General features: G+C 55.5%; 21 protein-coding genes. 13 read left to right on the forward strand and 8 right to left on the reverse strand.

Going from position 1 to position 18,982, the window contains the following annotated elements:
• Positions 1-82 precede the first annotated feature (82 nt).
• Both QHL1GM_RS00590 and QHL1GM_RS00595 read left to right on the forward strand, forming a co-directional pair.
• Positions 83-922 carry a methyltransferase domain-containing protein gene (locus QHL1GM_RS00590; protein ID WP_071692736.1) on the forward strand — a complete coding sequence of 280 codons (840 nt, stop codon included), beginning with the start codon at positions 83-85 and terminating at the stop codon, positions 920-922.
• Positions 919-1,938 (forward strand): methyltransferase, encoded by a 1,020-nt coding sequence (locus QHL1GM_RS00595; protein ID WP_071692737.1) that lies wholly within the window; start codon positions 919-921, stop codon positions 1,936-1,938. Before QHL1GM_RS00590 ends, QHL1GM_RS00595 begins: the two co-directional genes overlap by 4 nt.
• A gap of 21 nt (positions 1,939-1,959) precedes the next feature.
• Here the strand turns inward: QHL1GM_RS00595 and greB are convergent, their stop codons facing one another.
• Positions 1,960-2,490, reverse strand: coding sequence for a transcription elongation factor GreB (gene greB / locus QHL1GM_RS00600; RefSeq protein WP_083570937.1), 531 nt, complete (start codon positions 2,488-2,490; stop codon positions 1,960-1,962).
• Between the two features lie 172 nt (positions 2,491-2,662).
• On the opposite strand from greB, the gene QHL1GM_RS00605 reads away from it, so the two are divergent.
• The 6 genes from QHL1GM_RS00605 to cysN all read left to right on the forward strand — a co-directional run bounded on the left by QHL1GM_RS00605 (position 2,663) and on the right by cysN (position 7,923).
• On the forward strand, positions 2,663-3,322 hold the full coding sequence (locus tag QHL1GM_RS00605; RefSeq protein ID WP_071692738.1) for a TRAP transporter TatT component family protein: 660 nt from the start codon (positions 2,663-2,665) through the stop codon (positions 3,320-3,322).
• A 72-nt stretch (positions 3,323-3,394) separates the two neighbouring features.
• Positions 3,395-4,114, forward strand: a complete 720-nt coding sequence (locus QHL1GM_RS00610; RefSeq protein ID WP_071692739.1) for an NUDIX domain-containing protein — start codon at positions 3,395-3,397, stop codon at positions 4,112-4,114.
• 2 nt (positions 4,115-4,116) lie between these two features.
• Positions 4,117-4,563, forward strand: a complete 447-nt coding sequence (locus QHL1GM_RS00615) for a DUF1249 domain-containing protein (RefSeq protein ID WP_071692740.1) — start codon at positions 4,117-4,119, stop codon at positions 4,561-4,563.
• Positions 4,563-5,309 (forward strand): phosphodiesterase, encoded by a 747-nt coding sequence (locus tag QHL1GM_RS00620; RefSeq protein ID WP_071692741.1) that lies wholly within the window; start codon positions 4,563-4,565, stop codon positions 5,307-5,309. Before QHL1GM_RS00615 ends, QHL1GM_RS00620 begins: the two co-directional genes overlap by 1 nt.
• Positions 5,310-5,486: 177 nt before the next feature.
• Positions 5,487-6,479 carry a sulfate adenylyltransferase subunit CysD gene (gene cysD, locus QHL1GM_RS00625; protein WP_071692742.1) on the forward strand — a complete coding sequence of 331 codons (993 nt, stop codon included), beginning with the start codon at positions 5,487-5,489 and terminating at the stop codon, positions 6,477-6,479.
• Position 6,480: 1 nt separating this feature from the next.
• A complete protein-coding gene (gene cysN, locus QHL1GM_RS00630) occupies positions 6,481-7,923 on the forward strand; it encodes a sulfate adenylyltransferase subunit CysN (protein ID WP_071692743.1) in 1,443 nt (480 codons plus the stop codon).
• A 195-nt stretch (positions 7,924-8,118) separates the two neighbouring features.
• Here cysN and QHL1GM_RS00635 read toward each other — a convergent pair whose 3' ends face one another.
• From QHL1GM_RS00635 to QHL1GM_RS00645, 3 genes are read right to left on the reverse strand one after another with little or no spacing between them, the layout of a single operon-like run.
• Positions 8,119-8,928 carry a substrate-binding domain-containing protein gene (locus tag QHL1GM_RS00635; RefSeq protein WP_071692744.1) on the reverse strand — a complete coding sequence of 270 codons (810 nt, stop codon included), beginning with the start codon at positions 8,926-8,928 and terminating at the stop codon, positions 8,119-8,121.
• Between the two features lie 28 nt (positions 8,929-8,956).
• A complete protein-coding gene (locus QHL1GM_RS00640; RefSeq protein ID WP_071692745.1) occupies positions 8,957-9,688 on the reverse strand; it encodes an ATP-binding cassette domain-containing protein in 732 nt (243 codons plus the stop codon).
• Positions 9,685-10,389, reverse strand: coding sequence for an ABC transporter permease (locus tag QHL1GM_RS00645; RefSeq protein WP_071692746.1), 705 nt, complete (start codon positions 10,387-10,389; stop codon positions 9,685-9,687). The genes QHL1GM_RS00640 and QHL1GM_RS00645 overlap by 4 nt, the downstream gene beginning before the upstream one ends.
• 170 nt (positions 10,390-10,559) lie before the next feature.
• Between QHL1GM_RS00645 and QHL1GM_RS00650 the strand changes: the two genes are divergently transcribed.
• The 4 genes from QHL1GM_RS00650 (at position 10,560) to QHL1GM_RS00665 (ending at position 14,025) form a co-directional block, all read left to right on the forward strand.
• A complete protein-coding gene (locus QHL1GM_RS00650; RefSeq protein WP_071692747.1) occupies positions 10,560-11,447 on the forward strand; it encodes a helix-turn-helix transcriptional regulator in 888 nt (295 codons plus the stop codon).
• A gap of 105 nt (positions 11,448-11,552) precedes the next feature.
• Positions 11,553-12,116, forward strand: a complete 564-nt coding sequence (locus tag QHL1GM_RS00655) for a type 1 glutamine amidotransferase domain-containing protein (RefSeq protein WP_071692748.1) — start codon at positions 11,553-11,555, stop codon at positions 12,114-12,116.
• Positions 12,116-13,234 carry an App1 family protein gene (locus tag QHL1GM_RS00660; protein ID WP_071692749.1) on the forward strand — a complete coding sequence of 373 codons (1,119 nt, stop codon included), beginning with the start codon at positions 12,116-12,118 and terminating at the stop codon, positions 13,232-13,234. Before QHL1GM_RS00655 ends, QHL1GM_RS00660 begins: the two co-directional genes overlap by 1 nt.
• A 116-nt stretch (positions 13,235-13,350) precedes the next feature.
• Positions 13,351-14,025, forward strand: coding sequence for a zinc metallopeptidase (locus tag QHL1GM_RS00665; RefSeq protein WP_071692750.1), 675 nt, complete (start codon positions 13,351-13,353; stop codon positions 14,023-14,025).
• Positions 14,026-14,059: 34 nt separating this feature from the next.
• Here QHL1GM_RS00665 and QHL1GM_RS00670 read toward each other — a convergent pair whose 3' ends face one another.
• The 4 genes from QHL1GM_RS00670 to cmoA form a co-directional block, all read right to left on the reverse strand.
• On the reverse strand, positions 14,060-14,689 hold the full coding sequence (locus tag QHL1GM_RS00670) for a cyclodeaminase/cyclohydrolase family protein (protein WP_071692751.1): 630 nt from the start codon (positions 14,687-14,689) through the stop codon (positions 14,060-14,062).
• Positions 14,690-14,746: 57 nt separating this feature from the next.
• A complete protein-coding gene (locus tag QHL1GM_RS00675; RefSeq protein WP_071692752.1) occupies positions 14,747-15,061 on the reverse strand; it encodes a thioredoxin family protein in 315 nt (104 codons plus the stop codon).
• Positions 15,062-15,140: 79 nt separating this feature from the next.
• Positions 15,141-16,148, reverse strand: coding sequence for a tRNA 5-methoxyuridine(34)/uridine 5-oxyacetic acid(34) synthase CmoB (cmoB, locus tag QHL1GM_RS00680; RefSeq protein ID WP_071692753.1), 1,008 nt, complete (start codon positions 16,146-16,148; stop codon positions 15,141-15,143).
• A gap of 1 nt (position 16,149) precedes the next feature.
• Positions 16,150-16,893, reverse strand: coding sequence for a carboxy-S-adenosyl-L-methionine synthase CmoA (gene cmoA / locus QHL1GM_RS00685; RefSeq protein WP_071692754.1), 744 nt, complete (start codon positions 16,891-16,893; stop codon positions 16,150-16,152).
• 159 nt (positions 16,894-17,052) lie between these two features.
• Here cmoA and pgi point away from each other — a divergent pair, with 159 nt between their 5' ends.
• Entirely contained in the window at positions 17,053-18,735 is a 1,683-nt protein-coding gene (pgi, locus tag QHL1GM_RS00690) for a glucose-6-phosphate isomerase (RefSeq protein ID WP_071692755.1), read from the forward strand.
• Positions 18,736-18,982: the final 247 nt, after the last annotated feature.

Raw genomic sequence — 18,982 nt, forward strand, 5'->3', positions numbered from 1 at the left:
TTGATGCGAGCAGGAATGCCATTCGGTTGAGCAGCAAGAATCAGGTAAACTGCGCGTTTCCTTTTACAGCGATGCCCGCGGCATGCCCTCAAACCCTCAATCAATCAATTCTCAATCGAACAGCTATGAATTGACCCAGGCTGGCGATCGCTATTTTGACGGCTTGGCAGAGAAGTTCTCCCGTTCGCTCTATCAGGCGCCCCGGGGTGAGCTGCGCCTAGCCATGCTCGACTATCTGCTCCCTGAAATGTTGAGTCTAGAGGGGCAGCGAGTGCTGGACGTGGGCGGTGGCCTGGGCCAGCAGGCGGCATGGTTCGCTGAACGGGGGCACTGCGTATCGATGACTGAGCCCTCAGCGGATATGTTGAACTACGCAAAAACCTGGCACCGGGACGTTAAATCGTTACCGGAAGATGCCATTACGTATCTGCAGGCGCCACTGCAACTGTTAACGCAGCATGCTCCAGGCCCGTGGCCTCTCATTACCTGCCATGCAGTGTTGGAATGGTTAGGTGACCCGCAAGCGGCGCTGTCCACCTTGAGTAATTTATTAGCACCGGGTGGCCAACTTAGTTTGATGGTGTTTAACCGCGATGCACTGCGCTTTTCTAACGCGGTCAAAGGCAATCTTGAGAAGGCATTGAGCGACCGCTTAGCGGGGAAGGGCAAGCGCCAGCGATTGACGCCTATTTCGCCCGTTAGTCACGCCGAGATTGAGCAGTGGAGTGCGGATAACGGCTTAATGATAGACGCAGTCGCGGGTATTCGCGTCTTTCAAGATTACTTGCGCCAACCACCTGCCACGCCAGAAGAAGCTGAAACGCTGTTGGCGCTGGAAAAACAGTACTGTCGCCATGACCCCCACTGGCGGCTAGGCCGCTACCTGCTGTACACCCTTACTAAACCGGAGACGCCTGAATGAGTTCCCAAGCCCCAGCGTGCCAGCTGTTAGAGCGCCAAAAAGATAACTACACAGCGCTGTGGGTCGTTGGCCCGCCAGTTGATAGCTGGCTTATTGAGCAATCGACGGGTGTGATTAGTGGTGATTTTGACGTACTGGGTGAGTGGCAGGCGAAAGGCAAGCAGGCCCGAACGCCTTTTGACTTAGCGGCGGGCGAGCCATTCGGTAAAGAGATTGTGCTGTTCTGGCCGAAGGCACATCAGTTAGGTATTTGGTGGCTCAAGTGGTTATGCGAGCAGCTACCCGAAGGGACACCCATTGAAATTGTCGGTGAGCATCAAGGCGGAATTAAACGCGTTCCCAAGATGCTGGAAGAGCTGGGCATGCCTTGGGACAAACGCGATAACGCCCGGCGCTGCTCACTGTTTGCTACCCAGACCGTTGCGTTAGACTTAGTCAGTGGGAACGGGGCTAGCGATAGCGCGTGGCAGCAATTCGAGACAGCAGGATTAACGCTGGTCAGTCACCCGGGTGTTTTTGGTCACGGCAAAGTCGACGAAGGCACGTTGTTACTGTTGGAGAGCATTGAGAATAGCTTGCCGAAAAAACCACTCAAGGTTCTGGATATGGGCTGTGGCGACGGCATCATTAGCGCCTGGCTAGCCCAGCGTGGCCACCATGTGACCGCCGTGGACGTCAGTGCCTTTGCGGTAGAGGCGTGTAAGCGCACCTTAGCGGCGAATGGGCTAGAGGGGCGGGTGCTTTGCAGTGATGTGTACAGCGTGCTTGAAGGCGAGCAGTTTGACTGTATTGTTAGCAACCCGCCTTTCCATAAAGAGCGCGACATTAGCTATGGCCCCAGTCAGCGTTTAATCAGCGCAGCGCCGAAACATCTCAATACGGGCGGGCGATTAATCCTGGTGGCAAATGGCTTTTTGCCCTACCCAGATCACTTGCAGCGGGCGTTTCAGGACTTTCAGACCCTGGCGGATAATCGTCGCTTCAAGGTTTACGGCGCGATTAAATCACAGCGCTAGGCGGCGTTAATCGCGCAGGGGTCAGCCAGTGTAGTCAATGGCGGTGATGGTATAAAACGTATCACCGTTAGGCGTCAGCACTTTGGCTTCATCCCCCACCTGTTTGCTGAGCAGCGCTTTGGCCATGGGTGCATCGATACTGATCCAGCGCTTTTTAGTGTCGATTTCATCGTGGCCAACGATCCTGAGATGCACTTGAGCGCCATTTTCATCTTCCAGGCTTACATAGGCGCCAAAAAACACCTTGCTGGTATCGGCTGGCAGGCGGTCAACGATTTGCAGTTCGTCCAAGCGTTTCGTCAGGTAAGTAATCCGGGCAATAACGCGGTTTAACTCTTTCTTGTTATAGGTGTAATCGGCATTTTCACTGCGGTCGCCTTGGGCGGCCGCTTCGCCAACCTTCTCAGAAATAGCGGGACGTTTAACCCTCGACAGGTGATCCAAAATAGCGCGCAAGCGAGCCGCCCCTTCTGGGGTAATCAGGTTGCTCTTAGGGGCTTGACGCGGATCTTTGGCTGGATCGCGCCAGCGGGTCATGTTGCGGCCTTTCATTACCTATTCCCCATTGTGTTTCGAGCTATCTACCTTACGTTAATTGCGCGAAGCATACCAAGCACATACTACTGGCGAATCATTCAAACGTTTGTTACATTTTTTGCTATATTGAGCGAGAGGCCCGCTATTGGTAGGTCTAACCAGGACAACAATAATGTTAGGAGCATGTATGCGAACGCACTCTTTTTTACGCAACTCTTTTTCACGTTCAGCAATCGCCGCCGCTATTGGCAGCGCGATGATGCTGTCTCCGCTAGCCGCTTCTGCCTTTGAAGGCGAGCTCTTCTCGCTTAAAAACAGGTGGGAGCATACCGTTACGGAACTCCCCACCAACGAGCGGGAGAGCACGTTAAAGGCGTTGGCAGGTGAAGCTGAGCAGTTGGCCGAGCAGAACAGCGATGAAGCTGACGTACTGGTTTGGCAGGGAATTGTGCTGGCTTCTTATGCCCGTGAGCGAGGCGGTTTAGGCGCATTAGGAACCGCAGGTGATGCGCGTGACGTGTTAGAAAAGGCGATTGAAATAGATCCTCAGGGGTTGAATGGTTCCGCCTACGTCACACTCGGTGCGCTTTATGATCGCGCTCCGGGTCGACCACTCGGTTTTGGCAATAGCGATACCGCTGAACGCATGTTCCAGCGTGCCTTGGAGATCCGCCCAGACGGCATCGATGTGAACTACTACTATGCCGCCTTTTTGAAAGAAGAGGGCAATGAGCAGGCCGCTCGCGAGCACGCCCAGCGTGCGGTTAACGGCACCGCTCGCGATAATCGACAAGTCTCCGATGAAGCGCTACGCCGTGATGCCGAGGCGTTGCTTAATCAGCTGTAATCCACCCGCTGAATTGGCATTCCCGGTGGCAAGCATTGATAATAGATCGATTATCACCACCGGGAGTGCCCCATGGCGTCCAACTCCAAGCACGATTCTGTTCAGAATCCTTCTATTCAGCGCTCTCCTTTTAAAAACACGGCTCTTAGCGTTCCAGACTTAAAGCGCAATGATGTTGAGCTGATTAAGCGGGAGACGCTACACCAGGGGTTTTTCCGCCTGGAAGCCTTAGAGCTTCGCCACCGGCTATTTGAAGGTGGTTGGAGCGAATCGATGCGTCGCGAAGTACATAACCGCTTTGATGCGGTGGGTGTACTGCTCTACGACCCCGAGCGCGACTCATTGGTGCTCATTGAGCAGTTTCGTGCCGGTGCCATTGATGACGCCGTCTCTCCCTGGAAGCTCGAACTCGTGGCTGGTTTAGCCGAAAAAGACGAATCGCTGGAAGATGTGGCGCGTCGCGAGGCGTGGGAGGAGGCCGGTTGTAAAGTGGCCCAACTGACCAAACTTCACACTTATTATCCCAGTCCTGGCGCCTGCAACGAGCAAGTGACACTATTTTGTGGTTTGGTAGATACCCATGGATTAGGTGGGATTCATGGCCTAGATGAAGAGCATGAAGATATTCGTGTTCACGTCATGCCTTTTGCGAACGCTTGGGAACTCTTAGAGCAAGGGCGACTCGACAACGCCATGTGTTTAATTGGTTTACATTGGCTTAATAGCCAGCGAGCCTCACTGCGTGCCGCTTCTCAGCGCGCGCTGACGCAAAGCGAAACCAACGAGGAGTGAACATGGCGAGAACGGCCTATGTCACCGATTTAAAATCGCTCCAAGGGGAGTGCAGCGCCAACTATTTACGTTTGGTGCGCCTGGTGGGCGATATGGAGGCCGGCCAGCGTCGTGATATTGCCCTGCGCGGCGATAAACAGCATTTCGGTGATCTGCATCTCTATATTCAAGAGCAGGCGCCTTATACCACCATGGTGAATGTGTCTCAGACTGGCCCGCTAGATACCGTTTTGGAAGGGCCGCGTATGCGCGTACACCTCTATCACGATGTGCGCATGGCGGAAGTGACCGACTTTCAGCGCGAGCGTCACTTTAGTGGCCGCTACCGCTATCCCAATGCCCGGATGCATCAGCCGGATGAGAAGCTTCAACTCAACCGCTTCTTGGGCGAGTGGCTGGCTCACGGCCTTGCACACGGTCACACGGTTGACGTGCCGGAGATACCCTAATGCGTGTGGTTCAAATTACCGACGCCCATCTCTATGCGGATATCGAAGCGCGTTCCCGGGCGGGCATACCCTGGCGGCAGTTTCAGCAGGTGTTGAGTGCCGTTGTCGCCGAAAAGCCTGATATCGTGCTGTTTACCGGTGATGTGAGCCAGGACGAGTCAGCTGCTTCCTATGAGTTGGCGGTGGAGGCGCTGGAGCAGTTGTCTTGCCCCTGGTACTGGTTGCCGGGCAATCACGATCAACCCGAATTCATGGCTGCCGAGCGTCCGATGGTCGATCAAGTGGACTTGGGTTCGTGGCGCATACTGCTGCTCAATACCCAAGTAGAGGGCAAACCTTTTGGGGAGTTGGGAAGCGAGCGGCTAGCTAAGCTCGCTGAACAGTTAGAGAACGACGACCGCCCCACGCTGATTGCCATGCACCACCCGCCAGTTGACGTAGGCGCGGTGTGGATGGATGCTATTGGCCTACAAGATCGCGAAGCGTTTTGGGAACTGCTTAGCCAACACCCGTACGTCAAGATCATCCTATTTGGACATGCGCACCAAGCCTACGCCGAGCACCGCCGCATAGGCGAAGCGACTATTGATGTTTATGGCTGTCCGGCGATGGCCGATCAGTTTCTGCCCGGTGCCGAGCAGTTCGCCATCGATGAAGCTTCCCGCCCTGGCTATCGCATTATCGATTTGGCGAGGGGCGATACCCAGGAAAGCGAGTGGCAGAGCTGGATTGAGCGCATTGATTGATGGACCTATCACATTATTAGCCTTCGATAGGTGATTAAGGAATAAAAAGATAGTTATTAATTCTTTTGGGTTATTATCAACTCGGCGTTACCCTACCCACATTCGAACGTACATTTATTTATAACGTACTCTGATTTTAGCTTGTGTGACGAGCTTGTTCTTGTGAGGTAAGGGGCCATGACCCAATTGTCTACTATTTCTGCAAAGGAGCGGTCTTCAGCGACACGCTCTTCCGCGCCACAGCAGGAGGCTTTTAATGCCCCTGATGCCGCGCGCTTGACCCACCTCAAGCAATTAGAAGCCGAGTCTATCCATATTATTCGTGAAGTCGCCGCCGAGTTCGCCAACCCGGTGATGATGTACTCCATTGGTAAAGACTCGTCGGTAATGCTGCATCTGGCGCGCAAAGCATTTTACCCCGGTACACCGCCATTCCCGCTGATGCACGTGGACACCACGTGGAAGTTTCGCGAAATGATCGAGTTCCGCAACCGCATGGCTGAAGAGGCGGGTATGGAGCTGATCGTGCACACCAACGAAGAGGGTCGGGCAGCCAATATCAACCCGTTCGATCACGGCAGCGCCAAATACACCGATATCATGAAAACCCAGGCGCTCAAGCAGGCGCTGGATAAGTATGGGTTTGATGCGGCCTTTGGTGGCGCTCGTCGTGATGAAGAAGCCTCGCGTGCCAAAGAGCGCGTCTACTCGTTCCGCGATAAGTATCACCGTTGGGATCCTAAAAACCAGCGTCCTGAGCTTTGGAACGTATATAACGCCAAGGTCAATAAAGGCGAATCGATCCGCGTGTTCCCGCTTTCTAACTGGACCGAGCTGGATATCTGGCAGTACATCTACTTAGAGTCGATTCCTATCGTGCCGCTCTACTACTCGGCCAAGCGGCCCATAGTCGAGCGCGACGGTATGCAAGTTATGGTGGATGACGACCGCATGCCGTTAGCGCCTGGCGAGGTGCCGGAAATGAAGTCGGTGCGGTTTAGAACGCTTGGCTGCTACCCCCTAACCGGCGCGGTGGAATCCGAAGCTGCGACGCTTCCGGAAATTATTCAAGAGATGCTGCTAACCCGAACCAGTGAGCGCAGTGGCCGCGCTATCGATCGCGATCAGGTGGGTTCGATGGAGAAGAAAAAGCGCGAGGGGTACTTCTAAAATGTCTCACCAATCTAATTTAATCGCCGACAATATTGAGCAGTACCTTCACGAGCATGAAAACAAAGACCTGCTGCGTTTTATTACCTGCGGCAGCGTCGACGACGGTAAATCGACGCTGATTGGCCGTCTGCTTCACGACTCGAAAATGATCTTTGAAGATCAGTTGGCGGCGATTACGCAAGCCTCTAAAACCAGCGGGACCACCGGTGATACGGTTGATCTGGCGCTGTTGGTGGATGGCCTGCAGTCAGAGCGTGAGCAGGGTATTACCATTGATGTGGCGTACCGCTTTTTCTCTACCGATAAGCGCAAGTTTATTATCGCCGATACGCCTGGGCACGAGCAGTACACCCGCAATATGGCCACGGGCGCTTCAACCGCCAGCCTGGCGATTATCCTGATCGATGCCCGCTACGGCGTGCAGACTCAGACCCGCCGCCATAGCTTTATTGCCGACCTGCTGGGTATTCAGCACCTGGTGATTGCGGTCAATAAGATGGATTTGGTGGGCTTCTCCGAGCAGCGCTTTAACGAGATAGTCGATGAGTACCGCGCCTTTGCCACTAACCTGCAAGCGCCGGATATTCGCTTTGTGCCGATGTCGGCGCTGAATGGCGACAACGTGGTCAACCGTAGCGAACAAACGCCCTGGTACTTTAGCGACGGCTACCAGGGGCAAACGCTGATTGAACTGTTGGAAAGTGTCGAGATTACACGCGATCAGAACCTCAGCGATCTGCGTTTGCCGGTTCAGTACGTGAATCGTCCGAACCTGGACTTCCGCGGTTATTGCGGCACCTTAGCCGCGGGTGTATTACGCCCAGGTCAAGCCGTTAAGGCACTCCCCTCGGGTAAAACCTCGCGGGTTGCACGGGTTGTCACCTTTGATGGAGACCTTGCGGCAGCTTATCCAGGCCAGGCGATCACTGTGACTCTGGAAGATGAGATCGATATCTCCCGTGGCGACTGGCTGGTGGCAGCGGATAGCGAACTGCCGCTCTCCAACACCTTTAAAGCCGATATTGTCTGGATGCAGGAAGAGGCGTTAACGCCGGGTAAGCTCTACGATTTCAAACTGGCAACCCGCGATCTTTCCGGTCAGGTCAGTGCAATTGATTACCAGATAGACGTCAATACCCTAGAGAAGCATGCCACTCACTCGCTGGGTCTAAATGCGATTGCCCGCTGTGACGTGGAACTGACCGCCGCTATTCCGGTGGATGATTATCGCACCAGCCCGGGCACCGGCAGCTTTATCATCATTGATCGGTTGACCAACGTGACCGTAGGCGCCGGTATGATCCGCGGCACGGCAAGCGCTCCAGGCAGTGTTTCAAGTACCACCGATTGGGCGGCATTTGAGCGCGATCTGAATGCCTTGGTGCGTAAGCATTTCCCTCACTGGGAAGCGAAAGATATCAGCGGCTTATTTAACCGCTAACCGGCATAAACTTTGGTCACGTGCCGCCTCATCTCGGCGCGAGGAGCTTTCCTTATGTCATTGCGAGGAGCGAAGCGACGCGGCAATCTCGCTTTTGTCATTATGAGCGCAGCGCGGCAATCTCAGAGTTAGTGCCACCGCCGGAATGAGATTGCTTCGTCGCAAGCTCCTCGCAATGACGGTAGGTGATTAGATTTACTCAGCGTTAGGGAAAAACAGCTGCTGGCCATCTACCTCAAAATCCGCAATCGCTTGCTGCCCCTGTTCAGAAACCAGCCACTCGTGCCACTGGGCGGCGAGATCATGCTTTAAGTGCGGGTGACGCTTTGCCGAGAGCAGTAGGCTGCCATACTGATTAAAAAGTGACTCATCGCCTTCAAACAGCAGGGTTAAGTCTTGCGGATTGTCAAAGGCGACCCAAGTGGCGCGGTCGGTAAACGTATAGGCGTCCATACCTGCCGCGGTGTTTAGCGTGGGCCCCATGCCGCTGCCTAGCTCGCGATACCACTCACCCTGTGGCGTGACCCCAGCGTCTTCCCATAAACGTAGCTCGGCGCGATTGGTGCCGCTGTCATCGCCTCGTGAGGCGAAGGGGGACTTGCTCTCTGCAATGCGCTGCATGGCATCAATGACGGTTTCGCTATCGCTAATGCCCGCAGGGTCATCGCCTGGGCCTACAATTACGAAGTCGTTGTACATCACATTGATACGTTCAGTGGCGTAGCCATCGGCCACAAACAGCTCTTCACCAGCGGTGTCGTGAACCAGCAGGCTATCCGCATCGCCACGGCGGCCAATTTCAAACGCCTGGCCGGTGCCCACGGCGACCACGCGCACATCAATCCCCGTTTCTTCAGTGAATGTGGGGAGGATGGCGTCAAACAAACCAGAGTTCTCGGTAGAGGTGGTTGAGGCCAGGGTAATGTAAGCATCGGCCGCCATCAGCGTACCGCTGAAGGTCAGCCCTAGGGCGCCTGCAGCTATAAACGCGGTGGTCCTATTCATGTTATTGCTCCTTTTTAGTGCTCTAGAACTACCAGACGAGCTCACCCCGAATAAACGCCTCCGCCTCGCGTGAGGTGGGGGCGTTAAAGAAGTCGTTGGCAGGGGAGTGTTCAAGTAATTCGCCGTTATGCAAAAACACCACGTCGTTGGCTAAGCGACGTGCTTGGTGCAAGTCGTGAGTGGTCATCACTATGCGCGTGCCGCTGTGATGAAACTCCAGTACGGCATCTTCAACGGCCTTGATCGCGGCGGGGTCGAGCGCCGAGGTAGGCTCATCTAAAAACAGCACTTGGGGATTGAGCAGCCATGCTCGCGCCAGCGCTAAGCGCTGCTGCTCACCGCCGGAAAGCACCCGCGCAGGCCGTTTGGCGAGGTGCGCTAAGCCAAACTTCTCAAGGGCACTCATCGCCTGAGCTTTTCGGGGTAATGCTTTAAGTTTTGGTCGTGCCGCTTTGTTGATCGCTAACACATAGGTCAGGTTATCCAGCGCGGAGCGACGCAGAAGCACAGGGTGCTGGAAAACCATGGCTTGCGCTGGCTGGGCACCTTGCCAGCGAACAGAGCCGCTAGTAGGCGTTAACAGGCCATGGGCCAAGCGCATTAACAGGCTTTTGCCAGCACCATTAGGGCCCATAATTAGCGTACGCTGGCAGCCTGCTAGGCGCAGCGACGTCGGCTTAAGCAGCGTATGGCCGCGATGGATAAAGCCCACGCTGTCGAGCTCAAGAGTGGCGACGGGGGGTGTATGATGTGCGTTCATCCCAACCGCCTTTTTGCCGTTTCGCCGATCATATGGGCAATGGCGTTAATCATGGTGACCAGGGCGAGCAGAATGATCCCTAAACCTAGCGCCATGGGGAGGTTGCCCTTGCTGGTTTCCAGCACAATGCTGGTGGTCATCACGCGGGTGACACCATCGATATTGCCACCCACAATCATAACTGCGCCTACCTCGGCGCTGGCGCGGCCAAAGCCCGCCAGGATTACTGTTAACAGCCCGAAGCGCGCATCCCAAAGCAAGGTGGGGATCATACGTAGGCGCGTTAGCCCTAGTGAGTTCAACTGCTCGGCATACTCACCGTGAAGCGCTTCAACCTGCTGGCGGGTAAGGGCGGCGATGATCGGTAGTACCAAAATCACTTGAGCGATCACCATGGCCGTAGGGGTGAACAGCAGCCCCCATTCACCTAGGGGGCCTGCGCGTGAAAGCAGCAGGTAGACGCAAAGCCCTGCGACCACTGGCGGCAAGCCCATGAGCGCATTAAGGGCGACAATAACGACGTTACGTCCAGGAAAACGCCATAGCGCCAGAGCGGCACCTAAGGGCAGGGCTATCAGGCTGGCAATCATCACCGCCATAAGCGACACCTGCAGCGAAAGCATCACGATGGCGATTAATGCGCTATCCATACTCAGGATCAGGGTAAGGGCGGTACTAAAGGCGTTTTCACTGGTCAGCATTGAGCGTTGGTATCATCTTATATGTGAACTGTTGTGGGTAAACGGCTGCATGAGAATTGGCATGATGTATCGAAAAGTGACTTAATGCACTCTGTGCTGGAATAGATACAGTTATATGCAGTTAAACTACGAAATTGCCGTTTGTATTTATCCAGTGAGGTTTCCTTTCGATGTCTGAACGACATGCTTACTTGACCACGGCAGAGGTCGCCGACTACTTGCGCCTAAAAGAGCGCAAGGTGTATGACTTGGTGCGCCAAGGCCAGATCCCCTGTAGTCGGGTCACGGGAAAGCTGCTGTTTCCCCGTCAGCAAATAGACCTATGGGTGTTGAACTACTTGGAAGGAGATCAGGCGCAGCGTTTATCAGTACCGCTAGTGGTCGCGGGGAGTCAGGACCCGCTGCTTGAGTGGGCTATTCGGGAAAGCGGCTCTGATTTGGCGATGCTCTGCCAAGGCAGTGGTGACGGCGTTCGGCGGTTGCTCGACGGCAAGGCGATGCTGGCGGGTATTCATCTGCTGGATGCTTCCACTCAGCGCTACAACGAACCCGGCGCACTCGGTTTAAGCGGCATGCGTGATCTGTTGATAGTGCACTGGGCAAAGCGTCGCCAGGGGCTGCTATTGCCAGCCGACAACCCGCTGAGGATCAGCGGGATGAGTGATTTAAAGCGAGCCGATGTCCGCGTAGCGCATCGCCAACCCGACGCGGGAGCAGCAAGGCTGCTGAGCTGTTTGCTACAGCAAGCGGAAATAGAGAGCTCGGCGCTTAACTGGGCGCCACACGCTTCCTTAAGTGAAGATGACTTGGCACTCAGCATTGGTCAGGGCGAGGCGGATGTAGGCTTGGGCGTGGAAGCCGCCGCCCATCGCCAGCAACTGGGTTTCATTCCACTCTGCGAGGAGCCGTTTGATTTAATTATGCAGCGGCGAAGCTATTTCGAGCCTTCAGTACAGCGGCTGCTGGCGTTTGCGCATCAAGCGCGTTTTGCCGAGCGGGCAACACAGCTAGGTGGTTACAATCTCGCTGAGACAGGAAGGATTGTGCATAACGCCTAGTGCTATTCGATAAGGAGTCACCAGCAGGAGGGCTTGACCCTGATCCAATATGCGCCACACTAGTGAAGCGTTGTTAACGCCTATCATCACGAAAAGGAGAGCATGATGAAACAAGCACTAAACGGTAAACGTGTCGCTATTTTAGCCGCAGATGGTTTTGAAGAGTCTGAGCTGAGCGTACCGCGTGCCGCCTTACAGAAAGAGGGCGTTGAGGTTCATGTGGTCACCCCCGACGGTAAAGGAATTCGCGCCTGGGCAGAAACCGACTGGGGCGATACATATGAAGCTGATAAAGCCCTTGCCGATGCCAGTGAGTCTGATTACCACGCCTTGGTACTGCCAGGTGGCTTATTCAACCCCGATGAACTGCGCACCAACGACGATGCCTTGACCTTCGTTAAAGCGTTTTTCAAAACAGGCAAGCCTGTCGCGGCTATCTGTCACGCGCCGTGGATTTTAATTAATGCGAGTGTGGTTGAAGGCCGCCGCATGACCTCGGTACCCAGCGTCGCACAAGATTTACGCAATGCAGGCGTGGAGTGGGTCGATGAGCCGGTTGTCGTGGACAGCGGACTCGTGACCAGTCGTACGCCGAAGGACTTGGATGCGTTTAACGCCAAGTTGCTTGAAGAGCTGCAAGAAGGGCGTCACTCCGGTCAACACGCTTGATGAGCGTATTGCGTCAGTGGGCAAGCTTTGTCAAAAGGCTTGTCCACGTTATTGCCAAACCCATCAAAGGAGACAGTGGCCGCGGCGGGATGGTGGTTCATCCCTACCGCGGCTATGGCTCTCAGCATGAAGTATTTGTCATGGGTCGGGTATTTCGCCAAGCCGCTTTAGGCCGCGCAATTCCTCGCCATGGCATGCTGCGCGATACCGCAGACGTTGCCCGACGAGTTTTGCGCCGTGGGCTGGCCGATGCGCAGGTAGAAATTCACATCGGCGAAAATCAGCTCTGCGTCGGTACGGATCGCGATGGCTATTTCGATGTGCATTTGCCGATTAGCCACACCCTGCCCATTGATGTCTCCTGGCACCGCGCCGATATTATGGTGCACTGCTCAGGGCAGACGCCGGTACGTACCCATGTAGAGGTTTACGTACCGCCGCCAGAGGCCGACTTGCTGGTGATCAGTGATATCGATGACACCGTGATGTTTACCGGGGTGGCGGAAAAGCTCAAAATGCTTTACCGCTTATTTGTTAAAAAACCTCATCGCCGCACCGCCTTTCCTGGTGTTGCGCCGCTTTATCAAGCTTTACATCGCGGCGTTAGTGAACGCGCCGAGCGGCCCATTTTGTATGTATCCCGTGGCCCTTGGGCGATATATGAAATGCTCGAAACCTTTTTTCAGATCAACCGCATTCCTGTCGGGCCAATTATTTTTTTACGTGAGTGGGGCATCTCTTTGCGCCGCCCATGGCCGCGCCGTGCAGAAGAACATAAGCGCGACCTGATCGATCGGATGTTGACCCTTTACAACGATCTGCCGTGTATTTTGATTGGGGACAGCGGCCAGCACGATCCCGAGGTGTATATCGAGATCGTAAAAGCCTACCCGGATCGGATTAAAGCGATTTACATTCGTCGAGTGGATAAAAATCCCAAGCGCGAACAGGCCATTCAACGTTTGCGCGATGAACTGGTCGGCACCCAATGTGATTTAGTGCTCGCTGCGGATAGCGTTCTGATCGCCGAACACGCCCACGCCCAGGGCGATATCTCTGCCCACGGCTTAGCGGCAGTTCAGCGCGAGGTAGAGGAACATCGCAACAATCCTACTTAACCGCACTCCCGCATAACGCTGTTGCCAAGTCAGCCCCCATGGTAAAAAGCTAAGCTGAGAATAATGTCGTTTGCCGCCGATCGTTTACTGACGGTTTTATGTAGATAGGGGCTGCCATGGTTGTAGTGCTAATCATTATTGCGTTGGCCATTTTTGTGCTCCCCAATGTTTGGGCTAAATGGGTACTCAAGCGCTATACACGTGGCCGTGACGATTATCCCGGCACAGGGGCAGAGCTTGCCGATCACTTACTGCGTCGATTGGGCATTGAGGGCGCGAGCGTTGAGCGTACTGAATTCGGTGACCATTACGACCCTGAAACGCGCTGTGTGCGCCTTTCCCCGGATAATTACGATGGCCGTTCGCTAACGGCCGTCACTGTGGCTGCCCATGAAGTAGGACACGCTATTCAGCATCACCAAGGCTACGCGCCGCTACTGGCGCGTAGCCGCTTAGTCGGCGTCGCCCAAAAAGCCGAAAAACTCGGCGCTCTGCTGATGATGGCTGCACCTTTTCTCTTTCTATTGACGCGCTTGCCCGGTGGCCTAGCGATAGTGATTGCCATGGCGGTGATCAGCTTTGGCACCGCGGCGTTGGTACATTTGGTGACTTTGCCGGTAGAGTTTGATGCCAGCTTCAACCGAGCGCTGCCGCTGTTAAAAGAGTACGTGCCACCTTACGATATGCCTGGCGCCCGTCATGTCCTTACCGCCTGCGCTTTTACCTACGTGGCCGCCTCGCTTGCCAGCGTGATGAACCTGGGCCGTTGGCTAGTGATTTTGCGAAGGTAGAGAGCGCTATCCCTCACTCCTCCGTGACGCTGATTCAGTCCCTGGCCCGGGCGCCGCGTTCGGCGGCGCTGTCGGTGATGGCCGCCAGAAGTGCATCGGCGCGCTGCGCAAGCCCATCGCGGGTATGTCTGGCACTGTCACGGGCGGCGTCACTGCCGAGCTGTCCGGCATTGACATCCACGTTGAGCAGCACGCTGTGCAGCGCGGCGTGAATCAACCGTGCCCCGGCGAGCGCGTCGCTGACAAACTGTTGTTCGATGTGTTCCCCTGCCTGCTGCGCCAGTGCCAGCGCCGCATCACATAGCTGCGCCGTTTTCAGCGGTACCTCGACGGCTGTATCGGCCGCCGTATGAATGGCCTCAATACGCCCTTCGTCCTCCTCATCGCGGCCGAGGGCAGCCATGAACGCCTCAAAGGCGGTCACATCCGCCTGGGCCAGCGGCGACAGGCGCTGCGTGAGCGATGCCCCTTCATTGATCAACGCCTGGTGCGGCGCCGTGGCGTCATGGTGCTGGCTCAGATGCAACCCCTTGAGCACGAGCGCCAGGCCCAGATTGGCACTGACCACGGCCACGGCGCCGCAGCCGGGCATCGGCTCGCGGGCCACGGTGTCACGAAAATCGTTCAGTCTGTGCTCCCAGAGCGGCGCTGCGTTATCTGACATGGCGTCCTTTCCTTTTTTGAACATGGTGGTTGAGTGTGCCACACCACGCTTCATTCCTTATAGAATACGCTCAAGCGCGGCTTCCAGCGCCTGGCGCGTCTCGGGACGCACGCAGCGCGCCTGTTCCCGGCCGTTCTTCAAAAAGATCAGCGTTGGCCAGAGCTTGACCTGATATGACCGCCCCAGCCGCTTGGACTTGCCATCCTCGACACGGACATGGCGTACCCCGGGTGTCTGAACAATCATCTCCCTGATCAATGGCTGCGCGACCTTGCAGTAGCCACACCAGTTTGTGCCAAACTCCACCACTACCGGCCCTTGACTAGCATCCAGTTCGCTGCGCACTGGAACGACACTATCGGGCATGGTCATATGTTCTCTCCTGTGGTGATGGCAAGCCCCACATCCCTTGAGGCCTGATTGGTTTGGCGGCTGTTCAAGGTAAAAGAGATCAACCCGGTTTATTTGCAATGATGACCGCACGCCGTGGTGCGGGGTAGCCTTCGATGGTGCGGGTACGGTCTTCGGGGTCAAGGAAATCGGCCAGCGATTGGTAGGCCATCCACTCCGTAGAACGCTGCTCGTCAAGCGTGGTGACTGCCTCATCCACCACCCGCACGTTGGTAAAGCCGCAGCGTTCTAGCCAGTGGCATAGCGCTTTGGAAGAGGGCAGGAAGTAGACGTTGGGCATGGCGGCGTAACGTTCGCCGGGCACAAATACGGTCTGTTCATCACCTTCCACCACCAGTGTTTCCAGTACCAGCTCGCCACCCGGCGCTAACGCTGCTTTTAGCTGCTGAAGGTGTTCCAATGGGGCAGGGCGATGGTAGAGCACGCCCATGGAAAATACCGTATCGAAAAAGCCCAGGTTCTCCGGTACATCTTCTATACCCACCGGTAAAAACTGTGTTCTACCTCCATCGGCATCGCCGACGAAGTGTCGTACCGCCTGAAACTGCCAGTAGAAGCGCGGCGAAGGGTCGATCACCAGCACAAAAGCAGCCCCCGCTCCGGCCATCCGCCAAGCGTGGTAACCACTGCCGCCGCCCACGTCGAGCACCTTACGATATTTTAGCGGCGCTAGGTGTGGCGCCACTCTCTGCCATTTCCAGTCCGAGCGCCATTCGGTATCAATATCAATGCCACCCAGTTGAAAGGGACCTTTACGCCAGGGGGAGAGCTTTCTTAGCAGGTTAAAGCACTGGCGCTGCTGGCTATCGCTAAGGTCGAGATCAACAGTGACGGTGTCGCTGTTTAAATCCACGCGCCGATCAGCGGGTAGCACGGGCAGTTTGGCGACGGCTTTTTCCCACGCAGATAGGTCACCGTGGCGGTTACGGTCAAGCCCATGGGCTAGCTGCTCGGGAAGCTTTGCCAGCCAAGCAGCGAGCGATGAGTCAAGAACGGCTTGATCCAGAAATGCTTGATAGAGGGCGCGGTGGTCGTCGGGTAGTGGCACCTCACCCCTCCTTAAAGGCAATGATGGAAGCGAAATTTAAATACTGAAACCAGGTCATCGAACGGGGGAAGCCTGCCTGCTTTAGACGCCCGTGCAGTGCGTCCAACGTGTCGGGCACCAGCACATTCTCAAGAGCGGTACGTTTCTGGCTAATCTCTAAATCGCTGTAGCCATTGGCGCGCTTAAAATCGTGGTAGCGCTCAACCCGCCAAGCGTTGTCGCGTTCGTCGGCATCGACGGTTTTTTCAGAGAGGATCAGTACACCGCCGGGTTCCAGCGCTGCATAAAGCCGCGCCAGTAGCGCATCGCGGTCGGCGGCGGGCAGAAACTGTAGGGTGAAATTAAGAATGATCATGCCCGAAGGCGCATACTCTAGGGTACGAATGTCGGCTTCTTCTATCTGCATAGCGTACGCTGGGCACTCGTCAGCAAAGGTTTGCCTTGCCTGCGCCACCATGGCGGGGGAGAGGTCAACGCCCGTGTAGCGAAAGGCGTCTGGCGCCAGCGCCCCTGCCAGAGCAAGACCGGAGGCACCCAGTGAACAGCCTAAGTCATATACATGGGCGCCGTGACGCAAATGGCGTTGGGCAATTAAGCTCAACATGCCAAGAATCTGTCCGTAGCCGGGCACCGATCGACGGATCATGTCAGGAAAGCACGCGACAACCTTTTCATCGAAAGAGAACCGCGCTACTCGGTCAAGGGGTGTCGAAAAGATAGCGTCACGGTAAGATGCATTACTCATGGGCAAGCCGGGATCATGGAAAAGGCGTGCTAGTTTACGCGCCCTTAATTGACTAGAACAGGCCTGTCTAGAGCAGACTCGCTTAGAACAGCCCTGTTTAAGTTTATTAACCGGCTTAAAAAGCCCCGCTGCAAGGATCGACGCCACTGGAGAAGCCTCATGGCCTCAGCATCAAGCGCTACCCCCGATACGCTACCTGCGTGGCAGACGTTAAAGCATCATGCTGAAACACTGCAGCACGTTCACTTGAAAACGCTATTTGGCACCGAGCCCTCCCGTTGGGAAAGCTTTACTCGCCAGGTGGCGGGCTTGACGCTGGATCTCTCCAAGCAGCGCTGGGATGACGATACGCTTGAGCATCTGTTTACACTGGCCAGCGAAGCCGGGGTGCCCTCTGCCATTGAGGCGCTGCTAAATGGCAAGCGAGTGAACGTCAGCGAGAACCGCCCGGCGTTACACACGGCGTTGCGTTTGCCCGCCGATGCAACGCTTGAGGTTGAGGGTGAAGATATCGTCGCCGCCGTGCACGAAAGCCTTAGCCAAATGGAGCGTTTGGTCAGCCGGCTGCACGCAGGGCAGTGGCGCGGAGCCACCGGCAAGCCGATTCGACATGTGGTTAATTTAGGTGTCGGCGGTTCAGATCTGGGGCCGTTAATGGTCACCCATGCGTTAGCAGATTTTCGACCTAAAGATATTCATCCGGTTGAGGTGCATTTTGCTTCCACTATGGATGGCTCGCAGTTAGCGGATTATCTAAGCCGGTTGAATCCTGAAACCACGATCTTTGTACTGTCGTCCAAGTCGTTTACCACTATTGATACACTCTCCAACGCTAACACTGCGCGTGAGTGGCTATTGGGCCGCTTAACCCAGCATGGCGCGACACCGATTAGCGCTGAGCTAGTGGTGCGACAGCACTTTATTGGTGTTTCGGCGAGCCCCGAGAAAATGACCGAGTGGGGCATTGCGGAGGATCATCAGTTAACCTTTTGGGAGTGGGTTGGTGGGCGCTACTCGCTATGGGGCACCATTGGCTTACCCATTGCACTGGTGGTCGGGATGGCGAATTTCCGCGAGTTTTTAGCCGGTGCCCACTCCATGGATCGCCATTTCGCTGAGGCAGATATGGCAGAAAACCTGCCTGTGCTACTGGCGTTGGCGGGGATTTGGAACGTCAATTTTCTAGATATCCGCGCGCACTCCATTTTGCCCTACGATGGCCGTTTGGAGTATTTCGCCGCTTACCTTGAACAGCTTGAGATGGAATCCAACGGCAAGTCGGTCACCCGCCAAGGTCAACCGGTCAACTACTCGACTTGCCCGGTGCTCTGGGGCCAACTTGGCCCCAACGCCCAGCACGCGTTTTACCAATTGCTACACCAAGGCACTCAGCCGGTGGTGTGTGATTTTATCGCGCCGCTTAAACGTTACGACGAGGTGGAAGATCCGGATACCCGACGCCACCTAAAAACCCAGCACCGCCTGGCACTGGCTAACTGCTTCGCTCAGTCCCGCGTTCTTATGCTTGGCGACGACGCTTTAGAAGATGACGGCCCGAGGCCAGAGCACAAGCGTTACCGTGGCAATCAGCCTTCAACGACGGTGCTACTTGACCAGCTTACGCCCGCTACCCTCGGTTCGCTCATCGCGCTTTACGAGCACAAGGTGTTTGTTCAAGCGGTGATTTGGGATATTAACCCGTTCGACCAGTGGGGAGTTGAGTTGGGCAAACAGATTGCCACCGATACCCAAAAGATTATCGACCATGAGGGCGATCTAGCGCGGATGGATGCTTCCAGCCGTGGATTGATAGAAGCATTTTGGGCGGCTGAACATGAGTGAATTAAGCAGATAGCGAACCGGGGCTAACCCAGCGACAGGTCTACGAGGAGGCGCTGTGAACCCGTCCTTGGGCGCTACATTTGCCATCTGACCGCCATGGATGGTGGAAATGCCGGAATTGAAGGGATCATTTTTTCCGGCCATGGCAAATGACCTCCTCTACGACCTATCCCCGGCGCCCCTGGCAATAAGCATGAAGCATGGCTAGATATACAGCTTTTTGGTTTTCCGCTATCCTATGTCCCTT

The organism is Halomonas sp. QHL1 (genome assembly GCF_001882345.1).
Classification (GTDB): Bacteria; Pseudomonadota; Gammaproteobacteria; order Pseudomonadales; family Halomonadaceae; genus Vreelandella.

Coding starts and splice junctions, on each gene's coding strand:
- QHL1GM_RS00590 (WP_071692736.1), top strand. CDS start 83: ATGCCCTCAAACCCTCAATCAATCAATTCTCAATCGAACAGCTATGAA.
- QHL1GM_RS00595 (WP_071692737.1), top strand. CDS start 919: ATGAGTTCCCAAGCCCCAGCGTGCCAGCTGTTAGAGCGCCAAAAAGAT.
- greB (WP_083570937.1), bottom strand. CDS start 2,490: ATGAAAGGCCGCAACATGACCCGCTGGCGCGATCCAGCCAAAGATCCG.
- QHL1GM_RS00605 (WP_071692738.1), top strand. CDS start 2,663: ATGCGAACGCACTCTTTTTTACGCAACTCTTTTTCACGTTCAGCAATC.
- QHL1GM_RS00610 (WP_071692739.1), top strand. CDS start 3,395: ATGGCGTCCAACTCCAAGCACGATTCTGTTCAGAATCCTTCTATTCAG.
- QHL1GM_RS00615 (WP_071692740.1), top strand. CDS start 4,117: ATGGCGAGAACGGCCTATGTCACCGATTTAAAATCGCTCCAAGGGGAG.
- QHL1GM_RS00620 (WP_071692741.1), top strand. CDS start 4,563: ATGCGTGTGGTTCAAATTACCGACGCCCATCTCTATGCGGATATCGAA.
- cysD (WP_071692742.1), top strand. CDS start 5,487: ATGACCCAATTGTCTACTATTTCTGCAAAGGAGCGGTCTTCAGCGACA.
- cysN (WP_071692743.1), top strand. CDS start 6,481: ATGTCTCACCAATCTAATTTAATCGCCGACAATATTGAGCAGTACCTT.
- QHL1GM_RS00635 (WP_071692744.1), bottom strand. CDS start 8,928: ATGAATAGGACCACCGCGTTTATAGCTGCAGGCGCCCTAGGGCTGACC.
- QHL1GM_RS00640 (WP_071692745.1), bottom strand. CDS start 9,688: ATGAACGCACATCATACACCCCCCGTCGCCACTCTTGAGCTCGACAGC.
- QHL1GM_RS00645 (WP_071692746.1), bottom strand. CDS start 10,389: ATGCTGACCAGTGAAAACGCCTTTAGTACCGCCCTTACCCTGATCCTG.
- QHL1GM_RS00650 (WP_071692747.1), top strand. CDS start 10,560: ATGTCTGAACGACATGCTTACTTGACCACGGCAGAGGTCGCCGACTAC.
- QHL1GM_RS00655 (WP_071692748.1), top strand. CDS start 11,553: ATGAAACAAGCACTAAACGGTAAACGTGTCGCTATTTTAGCCGCAGAT.
- QHL1GM_RS00660 (WP_071692749.1), top strand. CDS start 12,116: ATGAGCGTATTGCGTCAGTGGGCAAGCTTTGTCAAAAGGCTTGTCCAC.
- QHL1GM_RS00665 (WP_071692750.1), top strand. CDS start 13,351: ATGGTTGTAGTGCTAATCATTATTGCGTTGGCCATTTTTGTGCTCCCC.
- QHL1GM_RS00670 (WP_071692751.1), bottom strand. CDS start 14,689: ATGTCAGATAACGCAGCGCCGCTCTGGGAGCACAGACTGAACGATTTT.
- QHL1GM_RS00675 (WP_071692752.1), bottom strand. CDS start 15,061: ATGACCATGCCCGATAGTGTCGTTCCAGTGCGCAGCGAACTGGATGCT.
- cmoA (WP_071692754.1), bottom strand. CDS start 16,893: ATGAGTAATGCATCTTACCGTGACGCTATCTTTTCGACACCCCTTGAC.
- pgi (WP_071692755.1), top strand. CDS start 17,053: ATGGCCTCAGCATCAAGCGCTACCCCCGATACGCTACCTGCGTGGCAG.